Annotated in this window: 24 protein-coding genes; 17 read left to right on the plus strand and 7 right to left on the minus strand. The window is 41.2% G+C overall.

What is annotated here, in order from left to right:
• From H625_RS13835 to H625_RS0110595, 3 genes are all read right to left on the minus strand, one after another.
• On the minus strand, positions 1 to 203 hold a 203-nt coding region (locus tag H625_RS13835; protein WP_211222591.1), incomplete at its 3' end, for a hypothetical protein.
• Between the two features lie 340 nt (positions 204 to 543).
• Positions 544 to 804 carry a GlsB/YeaQ/YmgE family stress response membrane protein gene (locus H625_RS0110590; protein WP_026859882.1) on the minus strand — a complete coding sequence of 87 codons (261 nt, stop codon included), beginning with the start codon at positions 802 to 804 and terminating at the stop codon, positions 544 to 546.
• Positions 805 to 894: 90 nt separating this feature from the next.
• Positions 895 to 2,079 carry an MFS transporter gene (locus H625_RS0110595; RefSeq protein ID WP_026859883.1) on the minus strand — a complete coding sequence of 395 codons (1,185 nt, stop codon included), beginning with the start codon at positions 2,077 to 2,079 and terminating at the stop codon, positions 895 to 897.
• Between the two features lie 156 nt (positions 2,080 to 2,235).
• Here H625_RS0110595 and H625_RS13050 point away from each other — a divergent pair, with 156 nt between their 5' ends.
• The 6 genes from H625_RS13050 to recQ all read left to right on the plus strand — a co-directional run bounded on the left by H625_RS13050 (position 2,236) and on the right by recQ (position 7,892).
• The gene (locus H625_RS13050; protein ID WP_211222593.1) at positions 2,236 to 2,838 is read left to right on the plus strand and encodes an anthranilate synthase component II; all 603 of its coding nucleotides are present in this window, start codon (positions 2,236 to 2,238) and stop codon (positions 2,836 to 2,838) included.
• Complete coding sequence (gene pabB, locus H625_RS0110605; protein WP_026859884.1) at positions 2,816 to 4,495, plus strand: aminodeoxychorismate synthase component I; 1,680 nt, start codon at positions 2,816 to 2,818, stop codon at positions 4,493 to 4,495. Before H625_RS13050 ends, pabB begins: the two co-directional genes overlap by 23 nt.
• Before the next feature lie 8 nt (positions 4,496 to 4,503).
• A complete protein-coding gene (locus H625_RS0110610) occupies positions 4,504 to 4,710 on the plus strand; it encodes a hypothetical protein (protein WP_026859885.1) in 207 nt (68 codons plus the stop codon).
• A 13-nt stretch (positions 4,711 to 4,723) separates the two neighbouring features.
• Positions 4,724 to 4,981, plus strand: coding sequence for a hypothetical protein (locus tag H625_RS0110615; protein ID WP_026859886.1), 258 nt, complete (start codon positions 4,724 to 4,726; stop codon positions 4,979 to 4,981).
• 1 nt (position 4,982) lies between these two features.
• Entirely contained in the window at positions 4,983 to 5,930 is a 948-nt protein-coding gene (locus H625_RS0110620) for a 5-oxoprolinase subunit C family protein (RefSeq protein ID WP_026859887.1), read from the plus strand.
• 180 nt (positions 5,931 to 6,110) lie between these two features.
• Positions 6,111 to 7,892: a DNA helicase RecQ gene (gene recQ / locus H625_RS0110625; protein WP_026859888.1), complete on the plus strand. Its 1,782-nt coding sequence runs from the start codon at positions 6,111 to 6,113 to the stop codon at positions 7,890 to 7,892.
• A gap of 432 nt (positions 7,893 to 8,324) precedes the next feature.
• Here recQ and H625_RS0110630 read toward each other — a convergent pair whose 3' ends face one another.
• The gene (locus H625_RS0110630) at positions 8,325 to 9,203 is read right to left on the minus strand and encodes a DMT family transporter (RefSeq protein ID WP_026859889.1); all 879 of its coding nucleotides are present in this window, start codon (positions 9,201 to 9,203) and stop codon (positions 8,325 to 8,327) included.
• A gap of 343 nt (positions 9,204 to 9,546) precedes the next feature.
• Between H625_RS0110630 and nrdI the strand changes: the two genes are divergently transcribed.
• The 9 genes from nrdI (at position 9,547) to H625_RS0110675 (ending at position 18,793) form a co-directional block, all read left to right on the plus strand.
• On the plus strand, positions 9,547 to 9,969 hold the full coding sequence (nrdI, locus tag H625_RS0110635) for a class Ib ribonucleoside-diphosphate reductase assembly flavoprotein NrdI (protein ID WP_425402156.1): 423 nt from the start codon (positions 9,547 to 9,549) through the stop codon (positions 9,967 to 9,969).
• Positions 9,953 to 12,058, plus strand: a complete 2,106-nt coding sequence (gene nrdE, locus H625_RS0110640; protein ID WP_026859891.1) for a class 1b ribonucleoside-diphosphate reductase subunit alpha — start codon at positions 9,953 to 9,955, stop codon at positions 12,056 to 12,058. Before nrdI ends, nrdE begins: the two co-directional genes overlap by 17 nt.
• A gap of 13 nt (positions 12,059 to 12,071) precedes the next feature.
• Positions 12,072 to 13,040, plus strand: coding sequence for a class 1b ribonucleoside-diphosphate reductase subunit beta (nrdF, locus tag H625_RS0110645; protein WP_026859892.1), 969 nt, complete (start codon positions 12,072 to 12,074; stop codon positions 13,038 to 13,040).
• A gap of 498 nt (positions 13,041 to 13,538) precedes the next feature.
• Positions 13,539 to 13,955, plus strand: coding sequence for a FixH family protein (locus H625_RS0110650; RefSeq protein ID WP_026859893.1), 417 nt, complete (start codon positions 13,539 to 13,541; stop codon positions 13,953 to 13,955).
• Between the two features lie 49 nt (positions 13,956 to 14,004).
• Positions 14,005 to 14,676: an SDR family oxidoreductase gene (locus H625_RS0110655; protein ID WP_026859894.1), complete on the plus strand. Its 672-nt coding sequence runs from the start codon at positions 14,005 to 14,007 to the stop codon at positions 14,674 to 14,676.
• Positions 14,677 to 14,820: 144 nt separating this feature from the next.
• Complete coding sequence (locus H625_RS0110660) at positions 14,821 to 15,786, plus strand: ABC transporter permease (protein ID WP_026859895.1); 966 nt, start codon at positions 14,821 to 14,823, stop codon at positions 15,784 to 15,786.
• The gene (locus H625_RS0110665) at positions 15,779 to 16,732 is read left to right on the plus strand and encodes an iron chelate uptake ABC transporter family permease subunit (RefSeq protein ID WP_026859896.1); all 954 of its coding nucleotides are present in this window, start codon (positions 15,779 to 15,781) and stop codon (positions 16,730 to 16,732) included. Before H625_RS0110660 ends, H625_RS0110665 begins: the two co-directional genes overlap by 8 nt.
• Entirely contained in the window at positions 16,729 to 17,544 is an 816-nt protein-coding gene (locus H625_RS0110670; RefSeq protein WP_026859897.1) for an iron ABC transporter ATP-binding protein, read from the plus strand. The genes H625_RS0110665 and H625_RS0110670 overlap by 4 nt, the downstream gene beginning before the upstream one ends.
• 112 nt (positions 17,545 to 17,656) lie before the next feature.
• Positions 17,657 to 18,793 (plus strand): siderophore ABC transporter substrate-binding protein, encoded by a 1,137-nt coding sequence (locus H625_RS0110675; protein WP_026859898.1) that lies wholly within the window; start codon positions 17,657 to 17,659, stop codon positions 18,791 to 18,793.
• 308 nt (positions 18,794 to 19,101) lie between these two features.
• Here H625_RS0110675 and murB read toward each other — a convergent pair whose 3' ends face one another.
• Positions 19,102 to 20,025, minus strand: coding sequence for a UDP-N-acetylmuramate dehydrogenase (gene murB / locus H625_RS0110680; RefSeq protein WP_026859899.1), 924 nt, complete (start codon positions 20,023 to 20,025; stop codon positions 19,102 to 19,104).
• A 131-nt stretch (positions 20,026 to 20,156) separates the two neighbouring features.
• Between murB and H625_RS0110685 the strand changes: the two genes are divergently transcribed.
• Positions 20,157 to 21,053 (plus strand): EMYY motif lipoprotein, encoded by an 897-nt coding sequence (locus H625_RS0110685; protein WP_026859900.1) that lies wholly within the window; start codon positions 20,157 to 20,159, stop codon positions 21,051 to 21,053.
• 5 nt (positions 21,054 to 21,058) lie between these two features.
• Here the strand turns inward: H625_RS0110685 and H625_RS0110690 are convergent, their stop codons facing one another.
• Positions 21,059 to 21,310, minus strand: coding sequence for a hypothetical protein (locus tag H625_RS0110690; RefSeq protein ID WP_035785845.1), 252 nt, complete (start codon positions 21,308 to 21,310; stop codon positions 21,059 to 21,061).
• Positions 21,311 to 21,415: 105 nt separating this feature from the next.
• Here H625_RS0110690 and ytxJ point away from each other — a divergent pair, with 105 nt between their 5' ends.
• The gene (gene ytxJ, locus H625_RS0110695) at positions 21,416 to 21,736 is read left to right on the plus strand and encodes a bacillithiol system redox-active protein YtxJ (RefSeq protein WP_026859902.1); all 321 of its coding nucleotides are present in this window, start codon (positions 21,416 to 21,418) and stop codon (positions 21,734 to 21,736) included.
• A 29-nt stretch (positions 21,737 to 21,765) separates the two neighbouring features.
• Here the strand turns inward: ytxJ and H625_RS0110700 are convergent, their stop codons facing one another.
• Positions 21,766 to 22,815: a GGDEF domain-containing protein gene (locus H625_RS0110700; RefSeq protein WP_026859903.1), complete on the minus strand. Its 1,050-nt coding sequence runs from the start codon at positions 22,813 to 22,815 to the stop codon at positions 21,766 to 21,768.
• Positions 22,816 to 22,923 lie beyond the last annotated feature (108 nt).

Here is a 22,923-nt window from a genome sequence, read left to right on the forward strand (position 1 = left end):
TTCTTGCTCATAATAGGTCTGAAAATGAGCAAGGTTGTGTTTTTGAGAACGATCCTGCTCATTAAAAATCTTAAATGCATGATAAGTCCAGAAGAAGCCAACGACTTATCACCGAAGCACATCAATTCGGCCACAACTCGTGATAAAAGCAGTGACTTATCACCGAAATCGGCATAAATGGTGATAAGTCCAGAAGAAGCCAACGACTTATCACCGAATCACATCAATTCGGCCACAACTTGTGATAAAAGCAGTGACTTATCACCGAATCACATCAATTCGGCCACAACTTGTGATAAAAGCAGTGACTTATCACCGAAATCGGCATAAATGGTGATAAGTCCAGAGAAGTAAAAGACTTATCACCGAAAAAGTGCTAAGCCAATAAAGCTTTAAAGAGAGTGCTCTTGGCTATCGAAATTTTGCGTATTTTAGAAAACTGTAAGTTAGGCATTCAGACTAAATTATTAATCAACCCTATTTGACGCAGCGACATCAAAAAGCGGAATCCCTTCTGAAGGATTCCGCTCTAATCATCATTATTTACGCTTTTTTGTTGCCTTTGACCATTCCAAAAATGAATGATACTACCAGGATTAAAATAATTGCACCGAGTAGTGTACCAATGACGCTCATGCCGCCTATTGTTGGTCCAATGTCCAGGCCGAGTGCGTTACCAATTGATGCACCGATGATACCTGCTAAAATGTTACCGATAATACCAAATGGAATATCTTTACTAATAATTGCTCCTGCAAGCCAGCCTAAAATACCGCCGACGATAATTGTCCATAACCAACCCATCTTTAAGACCTCCTAAAATTTATAAATACGATGTTCTACTAGAATACATTGCCTATTTCAGGAGGAGCTAAACATTTTGAACGCAATTTTCTATACAATTTTCCGTGCGCTTCTTAAGATAAAGAACAATATAAGGGAAAGAACGCCGCTGGCTGCACTGATCCAGTATATTGAACTGTAGTCTGCATATTGTGCAACGAGCCCGAATGTAATGGCGCCGAGCCCGACACCTAAATCAAAGGCAGAAAAGAATGTCGCATTTGCCATACCGCGCTTACGGGGCGGTGTGGTATTTATGGCAGAGGCCTGCAGTGCGGGCTGGACTGTACCGAAACCGAGGCCGTACAAAATTGCTCCAGCGAACAGATATATCGGACTGTCTAAAATTGCGAGCAGTGTAAGACCTGCAATTATTAAAATAATACCCGGTATAAAGACAATGGCGAGTCCGCGACGGTCGTAGATGCGTCCGGCGAAGAAGCGTGTCGTAACGAGTGCGAATGCGTAAAGTATAAAATAAATTTGAATATAATGAGGCTGAAAGCCTTCTGAAAATGTATATGCCGGCAGGAACGTTGCAATACCGCCGAAAGTAAATGTAATGAAAAACAGTAATGCAGAAGCGGGCAGTGCTCTTTTCTCAAAAAAATTAAAGCGCGATGCAGTATCAGCATCTTCCTGCATTTCCACATCTGTCAGCGGTTCCGGTTTTACGTAGCGCACATTTAACGCGAGCACTAAAGCGATTAACGTAAGCGATCCGCAAATAATGAACAGTGTAGAGAATTCGATATGATTTACTAAAAACAACCCGAGAGCAGGCCCGATAGCGAGTGCGAGGTTACCGCTCAAGCCGAAAAATCCGAGGCCTTCTCCCCGGCGGTCTTTCGGTACCAAATCTGAAGCGATGGTGCCGGATGCTGTATTCGACAGCCCCCAGCCGACCCCCTGCACAATACGCACGACGACAAGAATTAATATCGTTGTACTGATGGCGAGTGAGTATAAGGAGATAACGAGAATAATGAGCCCGGTTATAAACACCGGCGCACGGCCTGTCGTATCGAGCATTTTCCCTCCGAAAGGTCGGATTAACAAGGCAGAGAAAGTGAAAATCCCGACGATAATGCCGACCCATGTTTCATTCGAGCCGATTTCCTGTACGTATAGCGGGAGTGTCGGCAGCGTCATTTGAAACGATGTAAAAATAAAAAAGTTCGCGATAACGATAATGATGAAATCTTTCGTCCATATTCTGGACTTGCGGTTAGACATAGATCACCCTTCTTATGTAAGTACGATATTTGTCTTTATTTAATGTTAAGTCTACATGAGAGCAGGCGGTTTTTCATCATACCAGGTACCTATTGTGTTATTTAAATTGATATGTATATGATATTATTAAAGAAATTACATGCAGGGAGAAGACCAGTGAATTTATTAATGATAGACAATTACGATTCATTTACATATAATCTCGTTCATTACATAGAGAGCAATCCATATAAGGCCGGAATTAAAGTGGTCACACCTGATCAATTAGACGATAAACTGATAGAGGAATTTAATATTATCGGCATTATTATATCTCCGGGGCCGTCGCATCCTAAGGACCGCCCGGAAGTGCTGGACTTTATCGGAAGGTATTATAAGAAACTTCCGGTATTAGGAATTTGTCTCGGCCATCAGATGCTGTGGCATATGTTCGGTGGAGTCGTTACACGCGGCGAACGTCCGGTTCATGGGCATGCCTACGATGTGTACCATGACGGCAAAGGACTATATAAAGATATTAAGTCGCCGCTTAAAGGCTGCCGTTACCACTCGTTAACATGCAGCGGGGAGCTCGCAGAATTTAATATTACCGGCCGCACGGCGGACGGCATCAACATGGCAATCCGGCATAAAGACTATCCTGTATTTGGCGTCCAGTATCACCCGGAAGCTATATTATCGGAGCATGGCAGAGCGCAGCTCAATAACTTTATACGAATTGCAGCGGAGGAAAGTCATGAGAGCACATACAAAGTTTAAGAAGAACGGTACGGTAGAAAACCTGTACTTTACTAATCCAGTGGAAGTAATTACGAAAGATACACCGTTTAACGCGGCTTTAAATAAAGCTGAGCAATATCAAAAAGACGGGCTTTATGCGGTAATCGGCGTGACTTATGAAAAAGATGATTATATTATCGGTATTTATAAAAATCCGGTATCCTATACAGAGTTTTTAGATGGAAAGCAGCCTGAAGTTTACAGTATGAGCACGCCTGAACTCAGTGAAACGCGTGAAGAGATTGAAAATAATATTGAGCAGGTCAGAAATTATATACTGGACGGGCATACGTATCAGGTAAACTATACCACGCGTCTGTATGGTAATTTCAGAGGCGACAGCCACCAGCTGTTTTTAAAATTAAGCGCGCAGAACAACGGCGACTACGCGATGTATATCGATTATGACGACAAGCAGATTGTCAGTCTGTCGCCTGAACTGTTCTTTGAAATGGATAACAATCGTAAAATCTCAACGAAGCCAATGAAAGGCACCGCACCAAGGTTTGAAGATCCAAAACAAGATAAAGCAAGCTATGAGTTCTTAAGGAATTCGAAGAAAGATCAGGCGGAAAACGTTATGATCGTCGATCTCTTAAGAAACGACATCTCGAAAATTGCCAAAGCCAATTCAGTTAAAGCAGCTGAATTATTTACGATTGAAAAATATCAGACGGTCTATCAGATGATTTCAACAGTGGAAGCGGATGTCAGAGATGATGTAACATTAAGTGATACGTTTGATGCATTGTTTCCGTGCGGCTCGATTACCGGTGCGCCGAAGCAAATGACGATGCGTCTGATAGAGAAATTGGAAAAAACACCACGCGGATTTTACTGCGGCGCGCTCGGGATTTTATACCCGGATAGAGCGTCCGTGTTCAACGTGCCGATCCGCACGCTGACAATTACGAGAGACCGTTATATTTACAGTGCGGGCGGCGGAATTACATACGACTCGAATGCCTCGTCCGAGTTCGATGAAATACTGCACAAAACTTCATTCTTAAAACAGGGACAGTATGAACTGATTGAAACGATGCGTCTCATAGACGGTGAAGTTAAACGTTTCGGCTATCACGAAAATCGTCTCAATAAGAGCAGAGCACACTTTAATTTTTCACCAGCTGATTTCAACAGAGCAATTGCTTCTTATATAGAAGGAAACGAACTCAATTCGGGAGTATATAAACTCCGTGTGACACTGTCGCGTGACGGTTCCCTAAATATCTCGCACGCGGCGCTCGATAAGAATAATCAGCCGATGATCTCCGTGATCGCAAAGACGCCTATACTAGGTGCACCGGACTTTATCGTGCATAAAACAACAGTGAGACATCAGTACAGTGGGAAAACAAATGATTCTGACGTCGTTTTATACTATAATGATAACTTAGATATTACGGAGTTTAATATCGGCAACATCGTCATTAAAGAAGCGGGGGAATTTTATACGCCGCCTTTGTCTGCAGGCATCCTTAATGGTGTTATGAGACAGTCTTTAATTGACGACAAAGTTATTACTGAACAGAATATAACGATGAATGATCTGCAGCTTAAATACGAAAATGGTCAAATTGACTTGTTCATGATAAATAGTGCGCGGGAATGGGTGGCAATCACTCTCCGTAAATGAGGTGACTTATGTTTACATTAATTTTAATATTACTCGTTGTTGCAATAGTCATACTGACGCATTTCGTCGTCACGTATCTCTTAAGAAATGACATTAAAATCGTCGGAATCACGATCGGTTTCGTCGGTGTCATTATTGCAATAATTGTTTTTGGCATCGCGATGGGTAGTTTTACAGAATACGTTGCCGGCGAATTGGAATTCTTTTACCGATAAGAGGAGTGGACTCATGATTTTTGCAAATGGAGATAAAATAATTACGTATCAAGAAGATGCGTCTGTAATTAAAAATATTAAAGCGCAGTTTGATAAAGACAATCTGAATATTGATAATCCTCATATTGGGGAAGTCGTGTTTACGAAAAATACAGTCAGTTTTTACTATGACCCGGTTGAAGTAATGGAAAATGAAAATACAATCGAACCGGCAGCTTATATCATTGCTTTAGTAAAGCCTGTGCTCGACAGTGTAAGCGGGAGGAAATAATATGAGTTTAATTATACAAGAAGGCGGACTGCTCACGATTCTGCAGACCGTCGACAAACAGACAAACAGCAAGCAGAAAAATAATGAGTATAATGGTGCGGTAGACAGTCTGTCACCGATGCTCGCAAATAAATTAGTCGGCAATGACGTCAATGAACCGACGCTTGAAATGTCAGGTCAGCCTGCGGTGATTCAGTTTACCGAGCCGACGATTATCGCTTATTCAGGCGGAGATTTTAACGGCAGAGTCAGCGAAGAATACATTCAGCCAAACCGTATTTACCACGTGGACCGGGGAGACGTTTTATCGTTTCAGGGCTCAACGCGCGGCAGCAGACTGTATCTGGCAATTGCCGGCGGTATTGCTGTAGAGAAATCAAACGTGCTGCAGTCAGGTGACGAGGTCACTATGCGCCGCAACTACACGGCGCTGCACGATGAAATTTTCCATATGATGAGCAACAAGCGTAAAGTCAGCTGGGGCATCGGCATCTATTCGCTTGTCGAAGTTTACTTATCGGATATTTACCATATCGTGAAGCGCCCGGATGTGCCGGCTGAAGTATACGAGAGACTTGAAGAACGTGAATACACGGTAACGCGGGAAGAAAACCGTATTCAGCTGTCAGTCGAAGGACAGGAAATTGACTTTGTGGGCGCGGCTTGTGTCAGTCCGGGAGTACTCGGCGGAGTATATCTTGAGAATAATCTGCCGACGATTGCACTGAACGATTTTGATGCTGAGACAGAATTGACACATATCGGTACAATTCCAAGCTATCATATGCACAAACTTGGCCAGAAGCGCCGCGGTTCTAAAATTAAGTTTAAAGCAGTCGACAGCGATGCTGCACATGCAGAAACATACGGTCACTATTTATGGGTGAACAGTCTGTTTAAAGCAATCGACTATAAAATATCAAAAGAACTCGTTAAAGAAAAAATGTAAATAGCGCACAATTATTACAGATCTCCTGTTACAGTAGACACTTATCGGTGTAAACTGCCAAGCAGGAGATTTTTTGCGGGATTATTAATACTAAATACAACAAACCTTAATAAAAATAATGTATAATATAGCAGATTAATTATATAACAACGACATACATAAATGTAGGAATGATATTTTATGGAAGCTATACTAAAAGAATATTTTGGATATGATAAATTTAGATACGGCCAGCAGGAAATTATCGAAAACATTTTAGCCGGAGACAACGCGCTCGGTATTTTACCGACAGGTTCGGGGAAATCACTGTGCTATCAAATACCGGGTTTAATGTTCGAAGGTACAACGCTGGTTATTTCACCGTTGATTTCTTTAATGCAGGATCAGGTGGATTCACTGAAACGCCGCGGCATTAGTGCAGAGTGCATTAACTCGACGATGTCTAAACGAGATTTAAATGATGTTATGGGACGTCTGGTGCGCGGGGAACTGCAATTTTTATATGTTGCACCGGAACGTTTTAACAATGAAGGCTTTAAAACGGCGATCCGCCATTCAGTCATACCGTTCGTCGCCTTTGATGAGGCGCACTGTATTTCAAAATGGGGACACGACTTCAGACCGAGCTATCAGAGCATTATTCCGGAACTTAAAGCACTGCTTCCGGATGTGCAGATTATTGCAGTAACGGCGACGGCAACTGAAGAAGTTGAAGAAAATATTCAGGAACTGCTTAACATTAAAAACAAGGCAGTATTTAAGACGAGTGTAAAACGCGAGAACTTACAACTGTCTGTAAACGGCACTTACCAGCGCGAGCAGTTTATTCTGTCTTATATTAAAGAACGCATCGGCACTTCCGGTATTATATATGTATCGACACGCGCAGAAGTTGAAAAACTGTCGACGTATTTAACGGATAACGAGATTGAAAACGTAATTTACCACGGGGGTCTCGGTAAAAAAGAAAGAAATGAAAACCAGCAGAAATTCGTTACCGATGAAGTGAAAATTGTCATTGCGACGAACGCCTTCGGTATGGGGATTGATAAGCCGGATATCCGTTATATCATTCACTTTAACCTGCCTGGCGATTTAGAGAGCTACTATCAGGAAATCGGGCGTGCAGGACGCGATGGTGCTTTGAGCGATTGTATTTTATTATCCACGCAGCGCGATGTTAATCTGCAGCAGTTCTTTATCGACCGTGCAAGTGCTTCAGATCAGTATAAAGACCATATGCGTGAAAAACTTGATTTGATGCTGCAGTATAATAAAACGAGCAAATGCCTGAGCAGTTTTATCGTGAAATACTTTGACCCGAATGAATACGTTGAAGCATGCGGCCAGTGTTCGAGCTGTTTGTCGAATGAACGTACTGAACCGATGACGTCTGAAGCACGGTTAATTCTAGAACTGATTCAGGAAACCGACGGCCAGCTGTCGAAGGAACTTGTGATTCAAGTACTCCGCGGAGAAAGCGCAGATAATATTATGGCGCGCGGTTTAGACTCGCAGGAACGCTTCGGTGTGCTGGACTCATACCGCACGAGCGACGTGAACCATCTTGTCGAAGAACTTGTGATGCGCGGCTATGTTCACTATTCGTCCTACAAAATGCATCTCGTCGAGAAGAGTTTTGATATATTGAACAGCAAAGTTAAAATCTACACGGTGCCGTACCGCAAACATTACAACGAAAGAGTCGACGTGTCGACGGACTCATCGCCGAACGAGGTTTTATACGATAAACTGCTGAATACACGTAAAGATTTGGCAGATAAATATAAACTGGACGAGGACGCAATATTTACCGATCATATTCTAAAAGAATTTGCTAAGAAAATGCCGAAGTCGAAACAGGACATGATGCACATTCAAGGCGTCGGCAACTACAAACTGAAACACTACTGTCCGTACTTTCTGGAAGAAATCCAGCAGCATGGCGGAAAAAGCATATAGATATTAAGGTTATGAATACCGGCCGGAACTCTGGAAGTTCCGGCGTTTTTATTTGGGTAACGTGTTAGAAGACGCCTTGAAAACATCGGTTGTGGCACAATGAGCGGGTTTCATGTCAGAGGTAACCGTTTATCTCACCAATGAGCGGGTTTCATATCAGAGGTAACCGTTTATCTCACCAATGAACGGATTTCATGTCAGAGGTAACCGTTTATCTCACCAATGAGCGGGTTTCATATCAGAGGTAGTTGTTTATCTCACCAATGAACGGATTTCATGTCAGAGGTAACCGTTTATTTCACCAATGAACGGATTTCATGTCAGAGGTAGAAAGCAAACGTCGGCGTCATTTCCACGAAATCGTCCACACAAGCAAAAAATCCCGACTCTCAATGAGCCGGGACCGCGTTAATTCAAACTATAAATACAAGTCTATCTTTTTTTCTTGCCAACGACTTTAAGTTTCTTCGGGCGGTTTTTCATGTACATGTAGTAGCTTGCCGCGAAGATTATAACATAGCCAAGAATCGACAGCATGTCCGGCACTTCATTAAAGACGATAATACTGAACAGTGCTGTAAACAGTATTGTCGAATAGAAGAAGATCGATATTTCTTTCGCCGGTGCGTAGCTGTATGCGATTGTCAGTCCGAACTGGCCGACTGCGGCAAATACTCCTGAGAGTATCAGCAGCCAGAACTGTGTCATTGTCATCGGTTCAAACTGATAGATAAAGAACGGCAGCAGAGCGACGGTCGAGAAGAATGAAAAGTAAAACACGACTGTATAAAATTTCTCGCGGCTTCCGAGTATGCGGAGTACCGTATAGGCACCGGCTGCGAAAACTGCACCGAGGACACCGATGAGCGCGAAGTATGTATCACTTGAAAATGACGGTTTAATAATAAAGATTGCACCAAGTAGTGCGACGATAATTGAGATTATCTGGAACCTCCGGATGTATTCTTTTAAAAATACAGCGCAGAGTATTATAGTAAAGAACGGGCTCAATTTATTGAGAATATCAGCATCGCTCAAGACCATCCGGTCGATGGTGAAGAAATTCAGCAGCACACCGATCAGCCCAAGTCCCGAGCGGAGCAGCAGCCAACCCTGATTTTCACGTTTTCCGAACAGGCTCTCTCTATAATAGAGAACGAGAGCAAGTGCAATCAGCATCGAGATAAAGTTTCTGAAGAAAGTCTTTTGTACGGTAGGCAGATCGCCGGAATATTTTACAAACAGAGACATCAGACTGAATCCAAGTGAAGAAATAATCAGGGCGATAATACCTTTTACAACATTGTTCATTAACAACACTCCAAATTAATTTGTACGATAATTTCAATAATTTCATCAAATAAAAAGGGGAAAAGTTTCGTTATTTTTTTTATGAAATAATTTCAGGCATTCCATCACATATCCACCGTGCATTACGGCGTTTTATCTTCATTTATTTAGCGTGAAATTTTTAGAGAAGGCAGTTTTTTACATTGCTAATGGCAGTTAAATATGAGAATATAGAACATGTTAAACCATATATATTGTGTCTAATTAATGTTTCATACACTATATGTAGTGGTATTCAAAGATAAAGCAAGTGAAACATAATTTTTTAATAGAGAAACATCCGGATAGAACATATGTTCTGTTTATGCTATCCTTGAAAGGAGATGACAAAGTGATTATTGCTTATTATTCAATGACAGGTAATATCCGTCGTTTCTTAAATAGTATGGACATTCCAGACACCTATGAATTATATCAAATAACAGCCGCCAATGTCAGAGAGAAAATTAATGAGTCATTTATTTTAGTCACACCGACATACGGCTTTGGAGCTGTACCTGATACTGTTAAAGAATTTTTACGAGTAAACTCTTATAATCTGTTCGCAGTCGCATCGAGCGGCAACCGGAACTGGGGACAGAATTTTGCCAGAGCAGGCGAGTATATAAGCAACGATTACAGTGTGCCGCTCTTAATGAAGTTTGAACTTCACGGAACGCCTGATGAGCGCGCACAATTTGTAGTTGAATTAGAAAGGGCAGGGGAATTGCATGAAAGTATTAGATGAAAAAACTTACAACCACGTTGAATTGAATAATGAAGTCACGCAGCGCGACGACAGCGGTTTTTATAAATTAGAGAAAGATCTTGAAGCACTTGAGGTATTTATGGAGGAAGTCGAAGCGAAGACAATCCATTTTGACTCTGAACTTGAAAGATTGCACTACCTCGTGGATAACGATTTCTATTATGACCTGTTCAAAGAGTACAGCGAAACGGCACTTCAGGATATTATCGATCATGCAGATGCAATTGAATTTAACTTCAAGAGCTACATGGCAGCTAGCAAGTTCTTTAAAGATTACACTTTAAAAACAAACGATAAAAAACAGTATCTGGAAGATTACAGACAGCACGTTATAATCGTCAGTCTGTACCTTGCGAAAGGTAACATTGAAACTGCAAAACGTTTTATTACGTCGATGATGGAGCAGCGCTATCAGCCTGCAACACCGACATTCCTAAACGCAGGCCGTGCACGACGCGGTGAAATGGTTTCATGTTTCCTGCTCGAAGTTGAAGATTCACTGAACTCAATCAACTATATCGATTCAACTGCAAAACAGTTAAGTAAAATTGGCGGCGGTGTCGCGATTAACTTATCTAAACTGCGCGCACGCGGTGAAGCAATTAAAGGTATCGAAGGTGTAGCTAAAGGCGTTCTGCCTGTAGCGAAATCACTGGAAGGCGGATTCAGCTATGCAGATCAGCTTGGCCAGCGTCCAGGTGCCGGAGCTGTTTACTTAAACATCTTCCATTATGACCTGCCTGAATTCCTTGATACTAAAAAAGTAAACGCGGATGAAGATATCCGTCTGTCGACAATTTCTACCGGTCTTGTTGTACCGTCTAAGTTTTTTGAACTGGCACAAGACAATAAGCCGTTCAACTTATTTGCACCACACACTGTGGAACGCGAATACGGTATTGCACTGGATGACATGGACATGGATAAAATGTACGACAAATTAGTTGCTAATGATAATGTTAGAAAACGTGAATACGATGCGCGTGATATGTTAAATACAATCGCACAAACTCAGCTGCAGTCAGGTTATCCGTACTTAATGTTCAAAGATAATGCGAACAAAGTACACCCATTAGGCGATATCGGACAAATTAAAATCAGTAACTTATGTACTGAAATTTTCCAGCTGCAGGAAACGTCGGAAATTAACGACTACGGTACGGACGACGTTATTAAACGCGATATTTCATGTAACTTAGGATCTATGAACATTGCTAACGTAATGGATTCGGGCAAAGTGAAAGAAACTGTACACGAAGGAATCGAAGCATTGACACTTGTTAGTGATGACACGGCAATTGCAAACGCACCAGGCGTTAAGAAAGCAAACGATGAACTTCATTCAGTAGGACTCGGCGCGATGAACCTTCACGGTTACCTCGCTAAAAATAAAATTTCATACGAATCAGCTGAAGCAAGAGATTTTGCAAACATTTTCTTTATGATGCTGAACTTTTATTCGATCGAAAAATCGATGGAAATCGCTGCAGAACGCGGCGTCACATTTAAAGACTTCGAACGTTCAGACTATGCGACAGGGAAATATTTCGAGCGTTATGTTTCTGAAGATATTGCACCTGAATTCGATAAAGTTGCAGAATTATTCTCACACATTAATATTCCGACTAAAGAAGACTGGGCGGAACTTCAGCAAAAAGTTGAAAAGAACGGTCTTTATCACGCTTACCGTTTAGCAATTGCACCGACACAAAGTATTTCATACGTGCAAAATGCTACAAGCTCAGTAATGCCGATTGTTGATACGATTGAACGCAGAACTTACGGCAACTCGGAAACATTCTACCCGATGCCATTCCTGTCTAAAGAGACAATGTGGTACTACAAGAGTGCGTTCAACACAGATCAGATGAAATTAATCGATATGATTGCAACAATTCAGCAGCACATCGACCAGGGAATCAGTACGATTCTTTACGTGAACTCGGACATCTCTACGAGAGAGCTCTCGAGATATTACATTTATGCTCACCATAAAGGATTAAAATCACTGTACTATACAAGAAATAAATTACTCAGTGTCGAAGAATGTACGAGCTGTGCAGTATAAAGGAGATTAAACAATGATTGCAGTTAACTGGAATAAAGACGATGACATGACGAATGTCTTCTGGCGCCAAAACATCTCACAGATGTGGGTCGAGACAGAGTTTAAAGTGTCGAAAGATTTATCATCATGGGCAGGACTGTCGGAAGATGAAAAAGATACTTTTAAAAAGGTATTGGCAGGTTTAACAGGCCTCGATACACACCAGGCAGATGACGGCATGCCGTTGATTATGCTGCATACTCCGAACCTTAGAAAAAAAGCAGTCTATTCATTTATGGGAATGATGGAGCAGGTTCACGCGAAATCATACTCACATATATTTACGACGCTGCTGCCGACTAAAGAAACAGATGACCTGCTTGATAACTGGGTAATGCAAAATGAGCAGCTGAAATATAAAGCAGACAAGATTGTTACAAACTATTATAAATTACTCGATAAAAACCCATCAGCTTACGATGGATACATGGCACGTGTATCATCGGTATTCCTTGAGTCATTTTTATTCTACTCAGGATTCTACTACCCGCTTTATTTAGCAGGTAACGGCCGCATGACGACAAGTGGTGAAATTATCCGTAAAATTCTTTTAGACGAATCAATTCACGGTGTGTTCACTGGACTTGACGCACAGGAAATGAAAGCTGAACTCACTGCTGAAGAGCAGGAACGTGCAGACAAAGAAATGTACGTATTGCTTAATGAGCTTTATGAGAACGAAGTCATTTACACGAAAAGTCTGTACGACAAGCTTGGTCTGACAGAAGATGTACTGAACTATCTTCAGTACAATGCGAACAAAGCGTTGGCAAACTTAGGCTTTGATCCTTACTTTGAAGAAAAAGGCTTTAATCCGATTATCGAGAACGCACTTGATACGACGACTAAAAACCATGACTTCTTCAGTGTTAAAGGTGACGGCTACGTACTTGCATTAAACGTTGAAGCCCTGCACGACGAAGACTTTGTCTTTAACGATTAATAAATTTAAGGCACTCCTCTAAATCAGAGGAGTGTTTTTTTTGAAGGCTTTCGTTCGATTTTTTCTGCGGTGAGGATAGCCGGCTGCTTCGGGACTGGTGTGACGGGGTTTCATGTGTATCCGGGCTCTGCGGGACTGGTGTGACGGGTTTTCATGTGTATCCGGGCTCTGCGGGACTGGTGTGACGGGTTTTCATGTGTATCCGGCTGCTTCGGGACTGGCGTGACGGGTTTTCATGTGTATCCGGCTGCTTCGGGACTGGTATGACGAGGTTTCATGTGTATCCGGCTGCTGCAGGACTGGCGTGACGGGTTTTCATGTGTATCCGAGAGTCACAGGCATTGGCGTGACACTGCTTCATATCTGCTCCAGAAAACTCAAAGATTATCGTAAAGAAATTTTACACTCCGGTCATAAAAATGTCATGACATGGAATTTAAAGTCATGCTCAAATAATGTATGATTGTAAAGAGAGAATTTTGAAATGGGGATACATAAATGAAAATTAAATCAGGTCTTTTATCAGTTATGCTGCTTGCAGGATTAACTCTTGCAGCTTGCTCGGACGAAGAGGGCGGAAATCACAGTGATATGGACCACGATAGTCCGTCAAGCGATGAAATTAGATCGCTTGAAGTTGATTTACAAACTCCACAGAGTGTTCAGTCAGGCGAAGCTGCTGAATTTACAGCGCATGTTACTTCTAATGAAGAAGACGTAACAGATGCAGATCAGGTCATGTTTGAAGTGTTGCAAGGTGAAGAGTCGATGGAAATGGTCGAAGTGGAACACACTGAAAACGGCGAATATGTATTTGAGTATACATTCGAAGAACCGGGTGAATACAGTGTCATTGCACACGTTGATGCGTATCAGCTTCATACAATGCCTGAAGAATCCGTGACTGTTGAATAATAGTGTATTATTATAGTAATACTACTACGGGCAATTCTAGGAGGATATTATGGATCTAACAAGTAAAACTTATATCGTGTCAGGTGCAGCGACTTCATTAGGCAGAGAGACTGCGTTGGAATTGGCTCAGAATAATGCGAATATTATACTGGCGGGCCTGGAGTACAGCGAACTTGAGGAAGTATACGAGTCGCTCGCAGATACACCGGGACAGCATAAAATTGTGCTGCTCGAACAGTCTAAAGAAATTGACTGGCTGGATATCGTCGATGAGATTGAAGCGAACTACAATTCCTTAAACGGTATTATTTTAGTACATTCGATTTTTACAGATGATAAAACAGTGTATAACGTCAGCTTTAATGAGTTCAGCGATGTAATGTATGAGCATGTGTGGGGAACATATCTTGGAATCCGCACGCTGCGTCCGCTGTTAAAAGTGGAGAACGATGCTAAAATTATTAACGTTATCGAACCGGCATTTGAAGAGGTTTTCGAACGCAACTTATACTATACGGTTACAGGAGCGATTGAAGCTCTTACGCATTCAACATCTGTAGAACTGCGCCGCGAAGATGTCGATGTATACGCGCTCAGCTACCGTCCGACGTATAAAACAACAGAAGAAGAGCGTAAGAATCACAAAGCAATTAAAAAAATTAAAGCAATTTTAGATCACGATAAAGAGATACCGACAGGCGAAACGATTATTATCAGTTAAAGCTGTACGGGTAAGCTGCCTCTAGGCAGCTTATTTTTATAATAAGAAATTAGTATGTACAAAGGGTTTGAATTGTAAAAACTGAAAGTGTATAATGCATGTATGGTTATCAATGATAATCATTTTCAATTAAGGTGGGAAGACATGATTCAGAAGTTGTTCAGGATAGATATTTTAATTTTCCTACTGATCGTTTTATCAATATTTTCTATGTTTGTCGGAGTCAGTCAAATTCATATATCGGATATCTTTAATTTAACTGAAAATCAGATGTCTATACTTATACATAGCCGCCTGCCACGGACAGTATCAATTATCATCGCAGGCGCATCACTCGCAGTCTGCGGACTTGTGATGCAGCAGCTAACACGCAACAAGTTTGTATCTCCAACGACAGCAGGAACGACAGAGTGGGCACAGCTTGGTATTTTACTCGGGTTGATATTTTTCCCGGCGCTCAGCATGATGGGCAGGTTATTTTTTGCAGTCGCATTGGCACTACTTGGAACAATGCTGTTCATGAGCATTATTACGCGTATTAAATTTAAAGATGTTATATTTGTGCCGCTTATCGGCATGATGCTCGGCGGCGTTGTCGCGAGTGTCTCGACATTTTTAGCACTTAGAGCCGATATGCTCCAGGCGATTTCCGGCTGGATGCACGGCAGTTTCTCAACGCTGATATCAGGCAAGTATGAAATATTATATATCAGTATTCCGCTATTTATCGTCGTATTCATATATGCCTCGCGGTTTACAGTCGCAGGCATGGGGGAAGACTTTTCGATAAACCTCGGAATGAACTATAAGCGTATCGTCAATATCGGGCTGTTTTTAACTGCTGCAATGACAGCAATTGTGGTTGTTTCAGTCGGTATGCTGCCGTTTCTTGGGTTAATTGTTCCGAATATCGTCTCGATATTTCGGGGGGATCATCTGAAAGGAACGATCACCATAACAGCTATTACCGGCGCAATATTCGTTATGATTTGTGATATTCTCGGACGTATCGTTATTGCACCGTATGAAATTTCAGTCGGTCTGATGATTGCTACAATCGGCAGTGCAATTTTCTTAATCCTCATTTTCAGGAGGGTCAAAGATGCATAAAAACACTAAAATGATTATATTACTGGCAATCTTATCAATCGGATTTCTCGCATTTTACACGCTGTACGGCTTAAATCCGGACATTTATTTTTATCAGCTGCCGTCCAGACTTAAACGCATTGTTGCGATTGTTACCGTAGCAGTATCCATCGCCGTTTCTACAGTCATCTTCCAGACGATTGTTAAAAACAGAATTTTAACACCGTCGATTATGGGACTTGATTCGGTATACACATTCATTCAGACAGCGATTGTATTTTTAGCGGGTGTCAGTTCGCCGCTGCTTTTAAACTCTCAGTACAACTACTTTTTAAGTATGGGTGTACTCGTATTGTTCACACTGTTTGTCTTTAAGTTTCTCTTTAAAGTAACTAAAAACAATATATTTCTGCTCTTGTTAATCGGTATTATACTCGGTACGTTCTTTGGAAATTTATCGACGTTTATGCAGATTTTAATCAGCCCGGAAGATTTCTCCATTTTACAGGGAACTTTGTTCGGTTCGTTTAACGCAATTGACGAATCGCTGCTTGGGATTACAGGGATTATTGTTATCGTCATGCTGGTGTTAGTCTTTAAAGACTTTCACTCGCTGGACGTATTGTCTCTCGGACGCGATCATGCGCTGAATTTAGGCATCAACTACGATCGTAAAGTATCCTTTCTGCTCGTTATCGTGGCAATACTCGTGTCCGTTTCTACAGCACTCGTCGGGCCGATAATGTTTTTAGGACTGCTCGTCGTCAATCTGGCGCACGAACTGTTAAAAACATTCAGGCATTCTTATTTAATACTCGGTACAGCGCTGATCAGTATTATTACGCTGGTCATCGGACAGATGGTCGTGCAGTTCGTATTCGGGAATAACATTGAATTAAGTGTTATTATTAACTTAGTAGGTGGGATTTATTTCATTTACTTAATGCTTAGGAGGAATCGTACATGATTAGTGTCAAGGGAATCACTAAGAAATACGGCAGTAAAACAGTCGTAGATGACGTCTCAATTGATATAGAAAAAGGTAAGATTACTTCACTTATCGGACCGAACGGCGCCGGTAAAAGTACAGTCATTTCAATGATCACTCGTTTACTCGATAAAAATAGCGGAGAAGTTTTGCTTGAAGGCGATAATATTTTCACCCAGCCGCACGGTGAACTTGCGAAAAAGATTACGATTTTAAAACAGGCGAATCACCTGGAACTTAAAATTACAGTAAGAGAATTAATTTCATTCGGACGTTTTCCTTATTCAAAAGGCAGATTGAATGATGAAGATGAACAAATCATCGACGAAGCAATCAGCTATATGGGACTGAAGGAATTTGAAGACCGCTATATTGATGAACTGTCAGGCGGGCAGCGTCAGCGTGCGTATATCGCAATGACGATTGCACAGGACACGGAATATATTTTCCTCGATGAGCCGCTGAACAACCTCGATATGAAACACTCAGTACAGATTATGCAGATTTTACGCAGACTGTGCCGTGACAAAAATAAAACAATCATTATCGTTATTCACGACATCAACTTTGCATCATGCTATTCGGATAATATCGTTGCACTGAAAGACGGTAAAATCGCAATCAGCGGGACTGCAAATGAAGTCATCACTAAAGAAGTACTTGAAGGCATCTATGAAATGGAAATTAATATAGAATCAATTTGCGGACACAGAATTTGTTTCTACTTCGATGGGGTCATCGAAGGGGATTCTTCAGAACTCGCAGCAAACTATTTAATCGGCAACGCGTAACGACGCCTGTCATTAAAGGAGGTGAGGATCCGGCATTCGAATGTGTTTAGTAAGTAGCGCAGTATTTTTTTAGCGGGGGCTGAAAAAACAATTAAGAGGAGAACAGAGAAAAATGGAATTTAAAAAATTATACTTAATGCTCACTATGGCAGTAATCCTAGTACTTGCTGCGTGCAGTGGCGGTTCAGAAGAAGATACATCAACAGAAGAAAATGCATCAGAGGAAACAGCAACGGAAGAAACAGCAGAAGAAGAGACTGCTGAAGAAGACGCTTCTGAAGAAGAATCTGCAGATACAATTGCTTATGAAAACCAATTCGAAATCGGATCCGGCGAACGCGACGAAGAAGGCCAAGGAACACAAATCGATGAAACTGTAGAGCTTCCTAAAAACTCAGATAAAGTCGTAATTTTTGACCTTGGTGTCGCTTCAACATTTGCAGCGCTTGGCCTTGAAGAAAACATTATGGGACTGCCAAAAGGTGAAAACAATGCTTCACTTGGCAGTACTATTTCAGACGTATATGAATCAGACGAAGACTACGTAAACCTTGGTGGACTCAAAGAGCCGGACTATGAAGCATTAGCTGCTCTTGACCCTGAAATTGTTATGATTCACGGACGTCAGGCAAACTCAAACGTAGTAGGCGAGCTTGAAAAAGCTGCTCCAAACGCTGAAATTATTCACGTTGCAGCAGACAACTCAAACTACTTTGAGGATGTTAAAGAAATGACGATGTTTATCGGTGAAATGTACGACGTGCAGGATAAAGCACAGGAACTTGTAGACGATTTAGATGCACAGCTTGCAGAAGTTAACGAAAAAGTTGCAGCTGCAGAATTACCAATGCTGTTCGTGCAGACTAACGGCGGAAACTTATCATTCCACGGTGTAGGCGGACGTTATGACTTCCTATACAACGATTTCGGATTCACTTCAGCAGGTGAACAGGAGGAGTCGGAAGAAACAACAGACAGCCACGGTAACGAAATCAGCTTCGAGTTTATCGCAGAAACTAATCCGGGACTTATTTTATTAATGGACCGCGGTGCAGCAGTATCTGAAGGCGAAGCAACATCAACAGATGTATTAGTTAATGAAGTAACTTCAGGCGTTGACGCAATTAAAAACGACAATGTTTATGAATTAAATCCTCAAAACTGGTACTTAAACGCAGGCGGTTACTTAACAGCATTAGCTCAAGTTGAAGAAATTAATGCAGCAGTAGACGCAGCAACAGCAGAATAATAATAGTATGATATCTATAGAGAAGAAACCGGAAACCCTGATGGGTTTTCGGTTTCTTTTGATTATAGTTGGAAATAGAGGGGGAGTGTAGGAAATCTTGCGTGCAAAGGAGTTATGCCCCTCTGCCTGTGAACAGATCTTGCGAGCAAAGGAGTTATGTTCCTCTACCTGTGACGGAAAATTTTACCTCTGCTGCGTCATTGCGGCGTTTACAACCCGCCCCACTCCCCGCAGTAGCCAAAAACGCAAGAAAACACAAAAAAACGGCGAACATTATATCCGTCGGCCGTCATAATCAATATATAATTCTATTTCTCTAACTTATCTCCAATAATACGGACTTCGCGGTGCAGCACGACGCCGAATCGTTCCTGTATTGTGTCCTGTACGTGATGTATCAGTTCTTCGTAATCGCTGGCGGTGCCGTCGTCGACGTTAACCATAAATCCTGCGTGCTTCTTTGATACTTCAACGCCGCCGATGCGGTGGCCCTGCAAGCCCGCATCCTGAATCAGCTTGCCTGCGAAGTTGCCGGGCGGGCGCTGGAATACGCTGCCGCATGACGGATATTCCAATGGCTGCTTTGTTTCGCGTTTTTCTGTCAAATCGTCCATCACAGCTTTAATGTCTGCATAGTCTTTATCAGCAGATAATTCAAACTCAGCAGAGACGACAACGAGGTGTTCTGTCTGAACACGGCTTGTACGATAGCCAAGTTCTAATTCATCGAGTGTCAGCGTAACGAAATCGCCCATTTCGTTAATGGCAGTGACGTGCTTCAGACAATCTTTGACTTCGCCGCCGTATGCGCCTGCGTTCATGTAAACCGCGCCGCCGACAGAACCCGGTATACCGCATGCAAATTCAAGCCCTGACAGCCCATGCTGCAGTGCGGTTTGTGATGCATCGATAATCGCCGCTCCGCTTTCTGCGATCAATGTATTATCCGTTACTGTAATATCATTTAACTCCAATAGGCTGACGACGATACCGCGTATGCCACCGTCACGAATAATAATATTCGAGCCGTTGCCGAGATATGTCACGGGGAGGTTATGTTCTTTAGCAAATTTAATAACTGCTGCCGTATCTTCAATCGTTCCGGCTTCGACATATATATCCGCCGCTCCGCCTGTTTCTGTATAAGTATATTTATATAATTGTTCATCTGTTTTAATGATTGATGAATTTAATATATTTTTAAGCTCCTGGTTAAGCTGTAAGTTATTCAAATCAATGTTCCTCTCAAATCATACTTATTTATATTATAGTTTAAATAGAGAAAAATTTAAACTCACATAAATTATGATATAATGTACCATATTATAAATAAAGTAAATTATTCATAAAGCGAGGTTCTTATATGAATGACAAATCGCTGATATTACGCCCGTTCGGTCTGCTGCTCGTTCTGCTGCTGGCAGCCTGCGGAAACAATTTGAAAGCTGATTTACATACTTATGAAGAAAGTACAAAACAGCTGATCAGCCTTAATAATGAATTTAATAGCACTGTTAATAATATGAATTTCGATAAACTTCAGGCAATGTACTACGCAGATGAAGAGGTGGATATTGAATATCTGCAGAATTTAAAAACGGAAGTCGATGAAAATCTCGTGCCCATTACAGACAGCCTCTCTGAAGAGCTGGATAATATCGAAGTAACAAACAGCGAACTCGAGGAAGTACACAGAATTATAAGTGAGAGCATCAGCGTAAAGCAGGATTTTACATCTCAGATGTCTTCATTTTTAGACTCCTATGTACTGTCAATTGACTCTAATTCACAGCTCGTCTCGCTGAGCCAGTCGTTTATTACGCATCAGGAAGAGCGCGACAACATTATTGAATCAGCTGAAAGTCCTGAGGAAATCGATGAGATTAACCAGCTGATTGAAGTAATCAATGCTAACAGTGAAGGCCTCGATGAACATTCTACTGAATTCCATAATAAAAAAAGCGTGGAAGAAAAAGAGCAGTATGCCAACGAGATTCTATTACCGATGCTGGATGATCATATTGCAGCACTGAACGCACTGAACATATCGACGGATAAAGCAACTCGTGCACGTACGATTTCACTCGAGATGCATTATAATTACCGCACGTATTTTGAAGAACGTAAAAAAGTGATGGGTTCTGTTGAAAACCTGCAGGAAGTATCATTGCAAAATGTGCTGCCCCTCGTTGAAACAGCAGCGACACTCGACAGCCAGTATGAAGAAGCACTTGAAAACCAAAAAAATGAGGCCCGCTAGGAGTCTCATTTTTTTACATTGTTGCCTATGTCTTTACCAGTCTGCATATTATGCAGAGGATGCTGCGGATCTTTTTCGATTTTTGAAATCATTACATTTCTTAAAATTACAGTAATAAGCCAAAATGCAAAGACTGCTAGCAATATCCAGGACATTAAATTGTTGTTGTCAAAGTCTAAAAAGAAAAGTACAACGACGATAAACAGAATCGCATTAAGCGAGTCAAGGAATGTCCAGCGTTTTAATTTTTTAGTCATAATTAATCCTCCAGTACAGTTGCATTATATCATATGTTTTTAAACTGATTTGCTATATTTTTAAATAAGTGATAAATTATATAAAGTTATGAAAGGTGTGATGAAATGTTAACTAAAATAACCAGTATAGATGCATTTCAAAATCTAATTAAAAATAAAACTGAATTCTATTTTTTAAAACACAGTAACACTTGTCCGATATCTGCATCGGCTTTTGAAGAATTTCAAAAGTTCCATTATGAAAGAGACATGGACGGCTATTATTTAATCGTCCAGGATCATCGCGACCTATCTAACTATATCTCTGAAACTTACGATATAAAGCATGAATCGCCGCAGGCATTTTACTTCTCCAAAGGAAACGTGAAGTGGCACGATTCACACGGTAAAATTACATTAAGCACTCTGTCGAGTGTAGAAGATTAAAAAAAAACGAGCCGGGGCTCGTTTTTTTATTATCCGATTGGGGCAAACATTACTCTGTTTTGTCCCAGTTTTTTCGCTTCAAACAATGCGCCTTCCGCTTCTTTTAACAAATCGCGTTTCGTCGCACCGGTTGTATCTTTGTATCCGACACCGACTGAGACAGTCGCATTGACCGTATCGATTTCGTTGATGTGGAATTTCGAATATTCGACGCTGTTGCGTATTGCTTCACCGAGGCGGACGGTTTTATCGAATGAAAGGTTTGGAATAATCATCGCAAACTCTTCGCCGCTGTTTCTGAACAGATGACCGCCTGTCGGCACGTAATTTTTTAACAGCGATGCCATCTGGCGGATAATTTTATCGCCGGAATCGTAACTGTGCTTGTCATTATACGATTTAAAACTATCGATATCGATTAGCAGAAGACTGAGCGTGTCGTCATTTTCAAAATGATCATCGACTAATTTGTCGAGCGATTTAACATTGCCGAGCTGTGTTAAGTGGTCGATAAATTCATCATCATCGATACGTTTGTTTAATCTGTATATCGTATTAATATCTTCATACATCATATGTGCAACAAATATAATCAGCGATGTTACAACGAGTAGTATTATACCCGTCATTAATGATATATTGTAGAAGAATTGGTTCAAGACAATCATATATAAAGAAGTGAAGATAATATTCGTCACAACTAAATTCGCATTCGTAATTTTACGCATAAATGGCACGACCATTAGAAACAGCATGTACAGCGCTAAAAACACGATATAGACTGAGGTACTGTGTTCAAAAATAAAGTGATAGAAAAAATATACGACAGCAGCTGACATCAGTCCGTAGTAAAATTTATTATATGCTGCAAGAATTAACAGCGGAATAAAAAACAGTGAAAATTCGCCCTGTGATGTGCTGAATGGTACGAGCAGTGACAAAATTGACAATGTTGTCATTAAGAGTGACTGAAACAAGCCTGTTTCCACAATCTTTTTTTCTTCGAAAAATTGAATACGGTAAAAGAGGTAGATACCGCTTATAATCAATGCGATATTTAAAAGGAAATCAATAAACATGGCGCGCCTCCTGACCGGATGAATTAATATCTTCATTATACAATGATTTATTCATTAAGGAAAATTATCATTTGATTCTTTAAAAAGGAAACTTTTTATACCAAATAT

This window comes from Jeotgalicoccus psychrophilus DSM 19085 (assembly GCF_000425845.1).
Lineage (GTDB): Bacteria > Bacillota > Bacilli > Staphylococcales > Salinicoccaceae > Jeotgalicoccus > Jeotgalicoccus psychrophilus.

Excerpts from the sequence above, each read along its gene's own strand:
- nrdF (WP_026859892.1), top strand. The coding sequence starts at position 12,072 with ATGATTGCAGTTAACTGGAATAAAGACGATGACATGACGAATGTCTTC.
- H625_RS0110595 (WP_026859883.1), bottom strand. The coding sequence starts at position 2,079 with ATGTCTAACCGCAAGTCCAGAATATGGACGAAAGATTTCATCATTATC.
- ytxJ (WP_026859902.1), top strand. The coding sequence starts at position 21,416 with ATGTTAACTAAAATAACCAGTATAGATGCATTTCAAAATCTAATTAAA.
- H625_RS0110610 (WP_026859885.1), top strand. The coding sequence starts at position 4,504 with ATGTTTACATTAATTTTAATATTACTCGTTGTTGCAATAGTCATACTG.
- nrdI (WP_425402156.1), top strand. The coding sequence starts at position 9,547 with ATGCTATCCTTGAAAGGAGATGACAAAGTGATTATTGCTTATTATTCA.
- pabB (WP_026859884.1), top strand. The coding sequence starts at position 2,816 with ATGAGAGCACATACAAAGTTTAAGAAGAACGGTACGGTAGAAAACCTG.
- H625_RS0110665 (WP_026859896.1), top strand. The coding sequence starts at position 15,779 with ATGCATAAAAACACTAAAATGATTATATTACTGGCAATCTTATCAATC.
- H625_RS0110685 (WP_026859900.1), top strand. The coding sequence starts at position 20,157 with ATGAATGACAAATCGCTGATATTACGCCCGTTCGGTCTGCTGCTCGTT.
- recQ (WP_026859888.1), top strand. The coding sequence starts at position 6,111 with ATGGAAGCTATACTAAAAGAATATTTTGGATATGATAAATTTAGATAC.
- H625_RS0110675 (WP_026859898.1), top strand. The coding sequence starts at position 17,657 with ATGGAATTTAAAAAATTATACTTAATGCTCACTATGGCAGTAATCCTA.
- H625_RS0110670 (WP_026859897.1), top strand. The coding sequence starts at position 16,729 with ATGATTAGTGTCAAGGGAATCACTAAGAAATACGGCAGTAAAACAGTC.
- H625_RS0110660 (WP_026859895.1), top strand. The coding sequence starts at position 14,821 with ATGATTCAGAAGTTGTTCAGGATAGATATTTTAATTTTCCTACTGATC.
- H625_RS0110650 (WP_026859893.1), top strand. The coding sequence starts at position 13,539 with ATGAAAATTAAATCAGGTCTTTTATCAGTTATGCTGCTTGCAGGATTA.
- H625_RS0110620 (WP_026859887.1), top strand. The coding sequence starts at position 4,983 with ATGAGTTTAATTATACAAGAAGGCGGACTGCTCACGATTCTGCAGACC.
- H625_RS0110655 (WP_026859894.1), top strand. The coding sequence starts at position 14,005 with ATGGATCTAACAAGTAAAACTTATATCGTGTCAGGTGCAGCGACTTCA.
- H625_RS0110700 (WP_026859903.1), bottom strand. The coding sequence starts at position 22,815 with ATGTTTATTGATTTCCTTTTAAATATCGCATTGATTATAAGCGGTATC.
- H625_RS0110615 (WP_026859886.1), top strand. The coding sequence starts at position 4,724 with ATGATTTTTGCAAATGGAGATAAAATAATTACGTATCAAGAAGATGCG.
- H625_RS0110590 (WP_026859882.1), bottom strand. The coding sequence starts at position 804 with ATGGGTTGGTTATGGACAATTATCGTCGGCGGTATTTTAGGCTGGCTT.
- nrdE (WP_026859891.1), top strand. The coding sequence starts at position 9,953 with ATGAAAGTATTAGATGAAAAAACTTACAACCACGTTGAATTGAATAAT.
- H625_RS0110630 (WP_026859889.1), bottom strand. The coding sequence starts at position 9,203 with ATGAACAATGTTGTAAAAGGTATTATCGCCCTGATTATTTCTTCACTT.
- H625_RS0110690 (WP_035785845.1), bottom strand. The coding sequence starts at position 21,310 with ATGACTAAAAAATTAAAACGCTGGACATTCCTTGACTCGCTTAATGCG.